We start from the raw sequence: 13,477 nt of genomic DNA, 5'->3' as shown, positions 1-13,477 counted from the left end.
ATCAATTATTGTTTTTTATAATATTGCAAAATACCATTATAAATAGATTCTGCAAATAATTTAACGTATTGATCATTTGTCATTTTACTGTTATCCTCTGCATTCGTTAAGAAACCAAGTTCTACTAGAATAGAAGGGATCACCATATTACGAATAACGTAGTATTGCTCTTGCTTGACACCACGATTTTTCATATTTAAATTGTTGACAATTTGATTATTAACATATGTCGCTAAATCAATGTCTTCCTGATACATATCTCCTGTAGATATTGCATAATATGTTTCAGTACCAGACGCTGACGTATTAGCAGCAGAGTTGACATGAACACTTACAAAAATTTCACCATAGTTTGCTTGAGTAAAGTCTACGCGATCTTGTAAGGATGGATACGTATCACCAGTACGTGTCATATAAACTTTTGCACCAGCATTCTCTAGTAATTGTTTCACTTGTGTGCTGACTTTTAATGTAATGTTCTTTTCAGAAGCAGAGCCCTTTACTGTACCTGGATCTTTACCACCATGACCTGGGTCTAGGATGATAATACGATTTTGTAAAGGTTTAGCTGTTTGATTTAATAGTTTCAAATAAGACTTGTGAACATAGCCTGATTGGCCATTATAGGTGATTTCTGCCCAGTAACCATTGATGTTATTAACTTGGACATACTCTCCTTTATTCAGCTTAAATAACACGGCTGATGTAGAGTTACTTTGACTGCGAACATTTAAATTAGCTACCGTTACTCTTCCTAGCACATCACCAGAAGCTGGTGGTGTTGGATTTGGATTTGGATTTGGCTTTTCTTCCTCCACAATATCCGTAGTGCTATTCGCTACAATATAACCTGGTAAACCATTTACTTGTGTTAAGTAGTAGCCACCAGTTGTTTTGTAAACGGGAAGCTTTTCGTTCGCTTTAATCGATGAAATTACTTTTGCTGAAGATGTAGGCTTCACATATAAATTGACAGCATTTTTTGTCGTTACTTCTTTTTCGACTGTTCCTAACGCATTACCATCTGCATCTACAAATTCTGCATATTGCTTATAGATGTAGGCATATGCGCCTTTATAAGTAACCTTTAGCCAATTACTTTCAACAGCGTAGACTGATAATTTACCGCCTGTATTGACTTTGCCTACAATGTTCGTGCTTGAAGTAGAATCTTTTGTCTTACGGATGTTTAACCCATCTGTAGTGACCTTCACTAAGCCAATGACTTGTGATGTATCTGGAACTTGTACACCTTTTACAGGAAGCTCTAATCGATATTTTTCACTGTTTGCACGTGCAACGAATAATGAAAATTGAGAACGTGTTACAGTGCTATTCGGTAAATACGTATTACCTGTTCCGTTGGTAATGCCATTATAATAGATTGTATTGATGTATTTCACATATTCATGTGTAATTCCTACATCTGTAAAAGGTGAGTCGATCCCCTCATACTCACTAGTATCTAAATTAAAAGCCTTTGTTAATACATAACTCATTTCTCCACGAGTTAGAGGCTTATTTGGTAAGAATTGACCTTTTATATTTTTGTCGAAAAATCCTAGCTGTACAGCACGTTCTATATAACCTGACATTTCAGTGCCGACTGTAACATCTGAAAAGCTAGATTTATTTACAACTAATGGTTTATTACCAGAGGCAACAACAACCATTTTAGCTGCTTGTCCTCTTGTAACACTATTATTTGGGCCAAAGACTCTCTTACCATTCACAAAGTAACCTTGAATTACCCCCAAATTTACTAAATAATTGATTTCTTCATAGGCTGGGTGATTTTTAGTAACATCTTCAAATGTTATATTTGAATTGTTAGCTGCACTGACACTTGCACTATGTATCGTAAACATAGAAGCCGAAATGAATAAGACGCACAAGATAAGACTAATTTTTTTGATGTTCAATGTCTTATTTCCTCCCTTCTTGTTCTCTTAACGTGTCCATTTTAACAAAATTAGCTAAATAAAGCATCATACAATAGAACTGTTAAAATTTAATTTTCCAATTCACATCCTTTCCTACAAAATTATCATAAAAATAGAAGAGTCTGCTATTGCAAACCCTTCTTCCATTATACGCTATTCAAAAGATCATTTCTTGCAATCTATGACACAATTAAAGTGTTAACTTTATGAACTTATTGTTGAATTCTTTCAATAAATACTTTTAATTGTTCGATTTTTAGTAATTCATCAGAACCGAAGCTACCGTCTCCGTCACCATTTGTAATGCCATTTGACGCTAGAGTAGAAACATATTCATTAGCCCAGCTCTTTTGAGGCACATCACTAAAAGCTACACTTCCACCATTATTTTCAAGACCAAATGCTAGCACTAATACTTTAGCAATTTGTGCACGCGTAATTGGTGAAGACGGGTTGAATTTACCGTTTGCATCGCCTTCAAAGATACCTAATTTTGCTACAGCTGCAATAGCACCTGCATGAGCATATGTAGGTTTTACATCTACGAAACTAGTAGTAGTATCAGATGTATCTAAGTTTAAAGCTTTTGCAATTTGTACTGCTACCTCTGCACGAGAAGCATATACGGAAAAGTCAATAGCTGCTTGTTTTACTTCAGCCTGTTGTTGAGCATCAAATGTTGCTACACGTTTAGCACCTACATAACGATCGCCCCAATAATATGGGTCATTAACATTTGAGTAGCTTACACCTTGACCAGTTTGAGAGTGGATCATTTTACCATCACCTATGTATATCCCCACATGTGAAATACCACTACCACTTGTATTGAAAAATACTAAATCGCCAACTTGAAGATCACTCTTGGCAACTGCAGTACCTTGTTGATATTGAGATCCTGACGTACGGTTTAATTGAATGCCTAAGTCTGAAAATACTTTAGAAGTAAAGCCAGAGCAATCAAAACCGCTTGTTGTTGTACCGCCGTATTTATATGGAACACCTAAATATTTAGAAGCTGTATCAGTTAAATCTGCTTTAGACGCTGCTTCAGCAGTATTAATATTAGTAGTTGAAAATAACATAAATGATGCAAAAATCGGTAATAACCATTTCTTATTCATACTTTTGTTATACCCCTCTCAAAACTTTTTTGCCTATACATAGACTATCACAAAAGAGGCGAATGTTATTTTTCAATTGTGTAACGGTTTTAGACAGCAAAAAAACGCTGTAATACCAACGTTTGGTGGTATTTCCAGCGTTAAAAAGGGGATTTTTTTATCGTAATTTGGAACTTTCGTAACATTTCTGTAATATTAGCGATTCTTTGTTACACAACAACTTATTGACTAGAGAACATTTGGACCCAATAGTAATTTCCTTTGCTATCCTGTGCTATTGCAACACCTGTGTTCGTATAGTGCTCTTTTAAAATATTATCTCGATGGCTAGGTGAAGCCATCCATGCCTTAACAGCAATTTCAGGTGTTTTAATATTTCTAGCAATATTCTCTCCAAAACTTGTATAGTTGTAATCAAATAATGTCGCTAAATCCCAAGGTGCCCCATAATATGGGGAAACGTGTTCAAAATAATGGCGATTTACCATGTCCTGTGCTTTGATAATTGCAATTTGTGTCAGTTTCGAATCATAAGCAACTGGTTCTAGCTTATTCTTCTGTCTTTCAACATTTATTAATTCAATCACCTTTTTAGACCACTCAGAAGAAAGGTTTACAGTTGGGATATAATCCTTTGCTAGATAGTCATAGGCTACTTCCAATGCCTTAATTTTTTGTTGAAAAATCATGCTTCGCTCAACAAAAACAGCAAACTGTGCACGTGTTACCAATTGGTCAGGAGCAAAATGCTTAGCATCCACTCCACCAATAATGCCGATATCTGCTAAGGATTCAATATAGTCTTTTGCCCAATGCGTACGCGTAATATCCGCAAACTGGCTATTATTTTTGCCATCTACTTTAATTTGGTAAGCTAGTGCTAGCATTTTTGCCACCTGCATACGCTTTAAAGGCTCTTCTGGATGAAAGGCATCACTTTTTTGAATAACTCCCAGTTTAACAAGCTGGCAAATTTCCTTGTAATATGGATGTGTTGTAGGAACATCCTTGAATTTTACAGGGTTCTCAATGTCAATGTTTGTTTGAAGAGAGCGAGCAATGGCAGCAGCAGCCTCTGCCCTTGTAATAGCTTGCTCTGGCTTAAAAGTGTTGTCGTTGTATGTAGTCATATATTGTTTTGTGAGCATATGTTGAATCGAGGCATTTGCCCAGTATGAATTTGTCACATCTACTGCCTTAGCAGACGCTGCTTCTACTTGACTAAAACTAGTTAAACTTCCTACGGTTGCAGCTATTGAAAGTACCATTATACTCAATAATTTTTTCAACAGGGCGACCTCCTCACGTTGGCAAAATGAAAATGTATCAAATGGTACCTCCCAATCAAAGCGACCATTTATACTATAAGATACGAATTTCAGATGATATAGTTTCACTTTTTTGGAAATTAATATTAGGATTCATTTTTCTTACTTATAAAAGGAGTTTTCCCGTTGTATTGATTGGGAAAACTCCTTTTTTATCATACTATTGAATCATTTTAAGATAGTCTTCTAGAATGCGGTAATTATACACTAAGCCCTGTTGCTCAATTGACAAATTACTATAATCTTTTTGAGCAGCTAACACTTTTTTCTCGAATGAGGAGCTGTCTGGATCAATATTTCCAATCGCTTGAACAACTTTGAGAACGGCAGCCACATCTTTTTCTGCCTGCTTTAAGACATCCTCATTAATGACCTGTCCTTTAATTTTAGAGTCCAATGCCTTATAGGCAGCAACGGCATTCGCCACATCTTCAATATACGTTGAAGAGCTTGGAGACAGTCCCGCTATGATCTCCACAACCTTCTTCACATCAGCTAAACTTTTCTCTGCTTCGAGTAAAAGAGCATAATTGGAGATACGTTGTTTATCTGTCGTATTCAAACTATCATATTCTTTACGCGCCGCTTCCACCATGCCAAAGTAATATTTATCCTTTGGATTCAATTTAGCAATATTATTATAAACCTTTATAACATTATCTAGCGAAAGCAATAGCTGGTCGTTATAAACATAGCGACGTTGATCCGCATTGAGCTTATCATAGGCTTTTAAAATCTTTTGGTATTGGCTATTCATATCTTTTGCCGTTAGCAATCGGTCTATATCTTCTACAATACTCATTACAGGCTTTATTAGCTTTTCCTGATCTTGTAGCACTTTATAATTTTGAACAGCCCGTTGTTGATCCTTTGGTAAAGCATTGTAAGCAGCACGGATTTCTTGAATACGTTTCACATATTGCTTTGGGTCAACGGATGGTAAGTCATCAATCATTTGCATGACATTACCAGCACCTAAAATACTAGACTCCGCTGCTTGCAATAAGTAGTAGTTTGTCACATATTGCTTCATATCGTCAGGTAGTGCATCGTAAAGTGAGCGTGCTCGTGATGTATCTTGAAGGAATGTGTTACTTGAAGATTTAAGTTTACTAATCAATTCCATCACATTAGAGACAGGCTCAAATTTTAAGAGAATATTAATATTATCGATGTATTTCTTTTGATCTTTCGATAATTTATCATACGCTTTACGTACTGAATTTACCTTACTAACAAAGCTTGTTGATTCTGGATCTAGTTCATTAATTTGAACCATCACACTTAAAATTGGTTTCACTGCTTTTTCACGTGTTGTTAAATCTTTAATATTCGTCACTAATTTCTTTTGGTCAGATGACAGCTTATCGTATGCTACACGCGCATTCATCAGCTTCGTTAAATAGTCAGCATCTTGCACTTCTGTTAATTTAATTAGCTCGACTACACTCTGTGCTAATCCTTGTTCATTCTCTGCTGCTACCAGTGCATCATAGTTTACGATCGCTTGCTGCTTCTCTGCTGGCAAGGCATCATAAAGCTCACGCGCTGTTTTCATATCTTGATAGAAAGTTTTACTTGTTGGTTTTAACGACGCAATAAGACCAATCAAGGAAGCAACATCCTCTACAGCTGTGAGATTAGCATAGTTTGTTACACGTTTTTGGGAAACTTGATCAAGTGCATTATAGGCTTTACGTGCATCAAGAACCTTTTTTGTATAATCCTTATTTGTTGGATTTAAGGCATCGATCATTTGAATCACCTTGATTACCGCCTTGTTATCCTTTTCATAGGAGCTTAACATTTTGGCTTGCTCCACTAGCTTCTGTGCGTTCTTATCCATTGCTTTATATTCTAATGTAAGTTCGGCTACCTTTTTGACAAATGTGTCAGGGCCTTCATTTGCTAAGGCTAGAATACGGTCATCAAATGCTTTGGCCGTATTGATGAAGCCTTGTGCTTTTGTTAGGTCCTCGCTATTTACTACCTTTGCCTTAAGAGATTCACCCAATTTATTAAACGCTTCATCTGCTTTTACCACATCATCTTTATACGTTTTTTTAGATGGATTTAATGCACTAATTTGCACCATTACATCAATCGCAGGAATTATATCTTTTAAATCTTTATAATTTTGGACAAACGTCTTATTCTTATCATCTAGCTTCGCGTAAGCGGTATAAGCTGATTTTGCTTTAGAAATATAGCTTTTTGAATTAGAATCTAGTTTTTCAAAGAGAGAGATAACATTAACGACTGATTTATAGGATTTCTCTAAATCTGTTAACGCTTTAATATTTGTTACACGCTTTTTAGCTGTTGATGATAACGCATTATAGTGAGCTCGTGCATCCAATATTTTTTCAATAGCTATATTGCTATTTAACAGATCAATTTCCGTTGTAACAGCCTGTACCGCTTCTTCCTCTTTAACTAAAGCATCTATTTTGTTTTGCAGCTGTGTTTTCAAATTAGTAAGAGCTGTTTCATGCCCTTGCAAAGTCGTATCTAATTTCTCCACTGTCTCTTTCAACTTGGTAAGCTGTGTACCGTAGTCAGTTGTCGGCTTTAATGTATTAATCGTTTTCGATGCTTCTGCGTATGTTTGAAACAGCTTTAGTTTTGTCGCTCCCTGCACTAGCTTCTGATCATTTTCAGTGAGCTTATTAAAGGCAGTCCACGCAGATAAAGTTTTACTTTCAAATGTTTTGGCGGCAGGATCAAGGCTATCAATTAACTTATCTACCTTTAAGGCAGCACCTAAATTTTTCTCCCACGCTGTGAGCTCTGCTAGATTATTGACGATTTTTTTCACATTGGACGCATTGATATTTGTGCCTGAAGGATTATTATAGGCTTCGCGTGCAGCTTTAATAGCAGCTACTTTATTAGCTTCTTCTACAACATTAATGGCTTTAATCTTTCCTTCAATATCCTCTGCATATGCAATATTTGCTAACGCCAGATCTAGATCCCCTATGTTTTTAACAAAACCTTTACCATCCGTTAAGAGATCGTATTCCGCTTTTATGTCTTTGACTGTTGTACGATATACATCTTCTTTGGATACACGCAACCCTGAAATGCTTTTCGAAATATTTGCTGCTTTAAGATATTGTGCAATACTTTCATATTCCGTTTTTAATAATTGTTTGGAGGCTGCATCCAGACTATTGTAGGCTTTCTCAACAGCCGTCACAGCACTAATAAAGCTTGAGGCTGAAGTGAAATCTGCAGGTTGCTTACCTTTTAACTGTACAATGCTGGAAGTCACTTTATCTAAAGCAGATAAACCTGACAAGGCATCCTTATACTTCTTAAAAGGTGTGATTTTATCATCATTTGGATTATAAGCTTCGACCACTTTCTTTTGCTCTGCTGTCAGCGCATTATAATTCGTGGTAAAACTATTCATTCCAGGAGAAATAGCTGAATAATCCGTAGATTTCTCCAATAACTCAACTAACTGATCTAATTCTGTAATGACCGGTTCTACTTTTGCTACGTCCACTTTCAGCTTACTTAACTTGTCAACATCCATTCCCTTGCCTTTAAAATAGACATTGCGTGCTGTTTCATCATAGCCATATTGCAACACTGTGCCACGAACTGTTGAGGCAATATCCTTCGCCCCATTATTAAGTGCAGCAAGAACAACTTGGTTGAATTGGTCTTGCACATATTGATAGGATGTCGCTGTTGATTCATCTCCTAAAAATGTTTCATATTGGCTTTGTACATTTTTCACATCGTTAATAAATGTTTTGCTGGTATATGAAATAGTACCCATCTTATCGCTAATTTCCTTAAGCTTCTTTAATAGTAGTCGTTGCTTAACTACATAGTCATATTTCGCTTGTATAAAAGCTTTTTCATCGGCATTAAAATCAGCTGAATTTTGTACAATCGTTATATCACCATCTGCAATAACCATTTCATTATCTGATGAATTCTCTGATAGCTTGCCAAATTGTGCAATAAGTTGTTCCCTTGCTATAGTTGCTGCAACCTCATTTGCATAAGCTACCTTTTCTGATTGTATTGAGATGTGCGACTGTCCTTCGTTGTCCTGTGCGTGTGCGTTCGCTATAGCCGTAGGTGCCAATAAAAGACCCGTTATGACCCCTGCTGTCAATTTTCGATTCAATCGAACCACCCTTTCATCGTTTATGTATAGGAAAATGATTGTGTTCATTTTCATTTAGAATTTATGACTTTAGTATCGGTGTAAATTGCTTGATTTCAAGCCATTCTAATATATTTACAAAATGAGACATATCAAAAGTAATTTTTCTAAATTACTAGCTAGAAAAACAGGAAGTTATTTCAATTATACTATACAATGGTGTTATATAAGGTTTTCACCAATTGACATATAATAAGAGATTATGTTTTTTCAATGAATTTATTGGAAAAAAACAGCTATTTTCATATGTCATAATATCTTTACAAGGTGTATACTACAACTTTGATATCCTATTTTGGAAGAAAGGACGCTGTTTTATGTTTTACCATTATAAGTTCTGGCATAGCTTAAAAAATCCTACCTACTTTACTAGCATCGTAGAGGAAGGCGAGGTCATCGGATATAAAAAAAGAGTACTAACGGTGTTCATTCTTTTCATCCTGTTGTTTGCTGCTCGCGAATATTGGGGAATGGGGACAGAAAATTTAACGTCCTTATTCGCAAAGGATTTACAAAATGAATACTATGTAGCACGTATACTTTCGATGCTTGGTGCCGTTTTATGGGCAATCGTCTATTTTTGCTTCCACTATTATGGTGTTACCTATCTTTTACATCTATTAACGGACATTCCTTATACTTGGATAAAAAGAGTGCAGCTTTATGTTGTAGCCTTTCTATTAATTGAAAAAGCAATCCTCTTTGCTGTTTTCTATGCTGTAGGCTATACAACCATGTTTTCTTTCTTCTCCTTAGCTCCTGCTGCCTTACAGGTGATTGAAACAGATTTCGTATTATTTACCCTCAATCAGTTGACGGTAACAACTGTTTTAATCATTATTGTACAGTATCTCTTCCTATCAAAATGGGAGGAAGAAGCTAGTAGAAAAATGTTAGTAGTCAAATTGATTGGTATACAGCTATTTATGGCCATATTTGTTGGTTTGATTAGTGTACTACCAATTAAAGAATGGATTGCTAGGGGGTTAGGATGATGGCATTTATCAAAACAAGACCATGGACAACTACGACCATCGTGTTAGCAATGCTAGTAATCGGCATAAATGCTTATTTTGTCTTTAAAGATAATAGCAACGTGACACGATCCTACTTTATCGATGAATTTCAAAAAGCTTATATCGGCACGAATACAGAGCGTGTTCATAAAGATACCATTGTAGCGCCTGCTGAGACATACACGATTACTGCTGATGCAACTAACTTATCAGCTGTGAATGTAAAGCGTGGCCAAGAAGTGATGATGAATGATGTACTTGCTACCTATAAAACGGATGAGGTGGATGAGGAGTTAACAAAGCTTGAATCTGAACGCACAGCATATGAAACAGAATTACAAGATTTACAGGATGCACTTGATCAAATTGAGGATGAATATGGAGACGATTCTAATCCAAAAAGCTCCATTAATACGGATCAAATCAATGACAAGCTATCCGTAACGCTAAAATTAGAGCTTGCTCAACAAAATTCAGCATCTACAGCGGTTGCCCTGTTAAATCGACATATTGCTGAAACAAATCGTCAAATTGCGTTACTTGAAGCCCAAATTACACAAATTCAATCTCGTCAGGGTATTGTCAGCCCTATTGATGGTGTTGTGGCAGCGATTAAGGAAGAAGCTGGTGCGCTAACTTTTGAAATCTATTCGAATGAAAAAGCAATGCTTGCCTATTTATCAGAAAAGGAATGGCAAAAGGTGGAGGAAGGGCAAACTGTAGATTTCGAGGTGAAACATGTCAAGGATGATCTATCTGGCATCGTATTAGAAAAACAAACGATTGCTACTGACGATCAGACAATTTGGGCAAATGAGCTAGCCAAAACTGCAACCTTACCACAACCAACTAATTATGAAGTAACCTTACAGCAGGATGCCCCACTCGAGGACATCCCATTTTCGACAACTGGTAAGGCCTCTATTATTGTCAACGAAGCATTCGATTCCTATAAAGTCGATAAATCGTGGCTAGCCACAGCTAAAAAAGGGAACAAAAAGCTGTATATCATCAATCAGGACGGTAAAATTCAGCTAATTGATGTCAATGTACAATTTAAAACGGCTAAGTCAGCTATTTTTATGGATTATCTTGATGAAGGTACGCCAATGCTCTCGAATGAGAAACGTAATCTCGAAGCTTATACCTTCAGAACATTACCTGTTGAGAAAATCCAATGGAGCCATTTTAAAGAGCTAACTTGGAAGCAATATGTGAAATATATCGTTTTCTAACCTAAATCCGCCTCGTCTTTTTATGGACAAGGCGGTTTTTTTTTACAAAAGAAATCCCCTGTAGATTACTACAGGGGATTCGTCATTTTTATTTTAATGATAAACATCTATTTAAGAAGCTTGCAAATTGAGCACGTGTAATTTGTGCATCTGGTCTAAATGTGTTATCTGGGAAGCCGCCAGTTAAATCATTTGCCACAAGTGCTTGGATATGGCTGTATGCCCAATGTGTTGATTTCACATCAGAGAAGCTTACTTTGCTTGTACCCGTTAATTTATAGGCCCTTGTTAAAATGGCAGACATTTCTGCACGTGAAAGCTGTCCGTTTGGATTAAACTTCCCTGCCTCTTGCCCTTTAATAATGCCAGCCTGCTCAACTGCAGCAATGGCACTGTATGCATAATGGCTCTTACTCACATCTTTAAAGCTAGAATCCTTCGTTGTAGTTAGATTTAAAGCTCTGGCAATGATCGTAGCTGCCTCAGCACGTGTAATGGATGCCTCTGGTTTGAACGTTCCATTTGAGTATCCTTTAATAAGGGATTGATCGTATAGACTTTGGATTTCGGAAAATGCCCAATGTCCTTTTGTTACATCTGTATAAACTAATTCCTCATGATTATCTTTATAAACAGCTTGTAATTGATCGAAATACAGCTGTCCTTTCTTCTGAAGAGATGCTGTTGGCTGAGCAACATACAAACGCTCGAATTTCAATGGCTGTGGTAAGTCACTCGGAATATTCGCCGTCACGTACTTCCAACCACTCCAGTCTAAACCACCCTGGCTTGTAAAATCAATTGTGTGCTTAGCTCCAGCACCATCAATGACAACGCCTCTTAGCCAATGCTTACCAGCATCGCCAAATACCCAAAGACCGATATTTTTAGGCTGCCCTGAAATAGCAATTGGTGTTTTCGCAACCATATAGGCTGCTTTTGTACCTGTACCTGCTGTTGTGAAATCATAGTTTAATTGTAAGCTAGCCATTCCCTGTCTTGCATACTCTTTAGAGCTTGCTAATGAAGCATTAGCTTTCGCCACTTCTGTTGTCCAAGATGACGTATTATCAAAGCTATCTAGTACAATAGGTTTTTCTGCTAGATCTACTACTTTCACAGCTGTAGACGTACGAATTCCTTCATACTCTCCAATAATTTTCCCTTCACCCTTTTGTGTTGCTGTGAAGGTTGCACCATCCATTTTGCCGATATTACCTTCAACTGTCCAGCTCATATTTGCTGGGTTGATGGTCATTGGATTCAAGTATTGATCATAGGCACTTACAACCTGCATATCTACAGAAGAACCTTTCATTACCTGACCAACACTACTTAACGTAATTGATTTTACTTTCCCTGGTGGCGCTGTATTCACTACCTGTAAAATGGCAGATACACGACGTTCACTACCCTCTGACGGTCTATTCACTAGGTTGGCGAAATAACCTCCTGGGTTACGCGCCACCATTGCTGTAGAGCCGCCTCCGTCTAGGTTAATAGCCGAAGAAGCACCCACTGAAATTAAATGAGCAGCTAAATCTGATAAATTAACACCATTACTATGACCACTTATGCGACCATCAATCGTTACAAGAGATACCTTTGTACCTGTAGCATCTATAGCTACTGCTGTACGTGGACTACGTGTAGAAGCAAACCCTGAATTCGTTGGCATAGAAATATCCACTTTGCCGTTACGCACAAGCATTGGTCCAGCAGCTAAGATGAACTGTGCATCCATCCATTTTTGATCGATTGATAAGCTGACATCCACGCTTGTACCTGCTGTAATACTACTTAATTCAGCTGCTAACTCTTTATTTTGTACAGAGATAACAAAGCCATCTGCTGGTACAGAAGAGTTACCTTCTGCTCCGTAAGCTGTTACATGAGATACTGTACCTGAGAACTGATCACCAAAATGCAAGGTACTTGTATCTTGGCTAGCGCCCGACACAACGAGTTCTACCCCCCATGTATTTGTCCCTGTTGATCTTTTTTCAGGTGTATATAAAACGTTTTTATTTGTTCCTCTTTCACTATTAATAAGATCAATAGGATAGCTTTTGCCATTCACTTGGAAAGTTAGATTCGTAGAATAATAATCTGCAATAGCTTTCCCTGATTTCGATAAACCAAATGCAACTGGCTTTTGTGTTGGGCTATCATATGTATCTCCCAAAATACCATAGTTCACAATTTCATTGTTTTCTGCTAACAAGTTCGCAGGCATACCATTTCCTAAAAAGTAAGAGGCATTGACAGCCCCAACCACACGATGCCCATCATATGTGTTTTGCTTGGCCATCGCTGATGTTGTTTTTAATGAATTAATAGGATTTGGCATACCAATTTCTAGTTTTGTATATGTATTATTTAAATTGACATCTAAAACATTTACAAACTGACGTATCGAACCTGACGTATAGTTTTGCTGTGAATGTATTACCTGTGGTGAAACCTCTGTTTTAACTTCACTGACTTTATTGCCTAAACCAGCAGCTTGTCCATTGATGGGGCTAACTGTTAGTGTAAGCATGAGTAGGACTACAATAATCGTTATTAGTTTTCTTGCCATTTTTCACTCCGAATTAATTCAAAGTATGGCACGTACCATGTCACATGACCCGTGCCAGTGA

7 protein-coding genes are annotated in these 13,477 nt (G+C 37.0%); 2 read left to right on the top strand and 5 right to left on the bottom strand.

What is annotated here, in order from left to right; translation table 11 throughout:
- Positions 1-5 precede the first annotated feature (5 nt).
- The 4 genes from C7B89_RS18015 to C7B89_RS18000 all read right to left on the bottom strand — a co-directional run bounded on the left by C7B89_RS18015 (position 6) and on the right by C7B89_RS18000 (position 8,554).
- Entirely contained in the window at positions 6-1,922 is a 1,917-nt protein-coding gene (locus tag C7B89_RS18015) for an N-acetylmuramoyl-L-alanine amidase (RefSeq protein WP_115674229.1), read from the bottom strand.
- 233 nt (positions 1,923-2,155) lie between these two features.
- On the bottom strand, positions 2,156-3,067 hold the full coding sequence (locus C7B89_RS18010) for a C40 family peptidase (RefSeq protein WP_009371892.1): 912 nt from the start codon (positions 3,065-3,067) through the stop codon (positions 2,156-2,158).
- A 221-nt stretch (positions 3,068-3,288) separates the two neighbouring features.
- A complete protein-coding gene (locus C7B89_RS18005) occupies positions 3,289-4,356 on the bottom strand; it encodes a CAP and S-layer homology domain-containing protein (protein WP_112117354.1) in 1,068 nt (355 codons plus the stop codon).
- 199 nt (positions 4,357-4,555) lie between these two features.
- A complete protein-coding gene (locus C7B89_RS18000; RefSeq protein WP_244205705.1) occupies positions 4,556-8,554 on the bottom strand; it encodes a rhoptry family protein in 3,999 nt (1,332 codons plus the stop codon).
- 347 nt (positions 8,555-8,901) lie between these two features.
- Between C7B89_RS18000 and C7B89_RS17995 the strand changes: the two genes are divergently transcribed.
- Together C7B89_RS17995 and C7B89_RS17990 are read left to right on the top strand one after the other, a co-directional pair.
- Positions 8,902-9,579, top strand: coding sequence for a hypothetical protein (locus C7B89_RS17995; RefSeq protein WP_115674227.1), 678 nt, complete (start codon positions 8,902-8,904; stop codon positions 9,577-9,579).
- Positions 9,579-10,835: an HlyD family secretion protein gene (locus C7B89_RS17990; protein ID WP_115674226.1), complete on the top strand. Its 1,257-nt coding sequence runs from the start codon at positions 9,579-9,581 to the stop codon at positions 10,833-10,835. Before C7B89_RS17995 ends, C7B89_RS17990 begins: the two co-directional genes overlap by 1 nt.
- 88 nt (positions 10,836-10,923) lie before the next feature.
- Here the strand turns inward: C7B89_RS17990 and C7B89_RS17985 are convergent, their stop codons facing one another.
- Positions 10,924-13,416: an S-layer homology domain-containing protein gene (locus C7B89_RS17985; protein WP_115674225.1), complete on the bottom strand. Its 2,493-nt coding sequence runs from the start codon at positions 13,414-13,416 to the stop codon at positions 10,924-10,926.
- Positions 13,417-13,477: the final 61 nt, after the last annotated feature.

The organism is Lysinibacillus capsici (assembly GCF_003367505.1).
Taxonomy (GTDB): domain Bacteria; phylum Bacillota; class Bacilli; order Bacillales_A; family Planococcaceae; genus Lysinibacillus; species Lysinibacillus capsici.
Note: the sequence above shows the minus strand (reverse complement) of the source record. Positions and strands in the feature narration are given on the sequence as shown.

Coding starts and splice junctions, on each gene's coding strand:
- C7B89_RS18010 (WP_009371892.1), bottom strand. CDS start 3,067: ATGAATAAGAAATGGTTATTACCGATTTTTGCATCATTTATGTTATTT.
- C7B89_RS17995 (WP_115674227.1), top strand. CDS start 8,902: ATGTTTTACCATTATAAGTTCTGGCATAGCTTAAAAAATCCTACCTAC.
- C7B89_RS17990 (WP_115674226.1), top strand. CDS start 9,579: ATGGCATTTATCAAAACAAGACCATGGACAACTACGACCATCGTGTTA.
- C7B89_RS17985 (WP_115674225.1), bottom strand. CDS start 13,416: ATGGCAAGAAAACTAATAACGATTATTGTAGTCCTACTCATGCTTACA.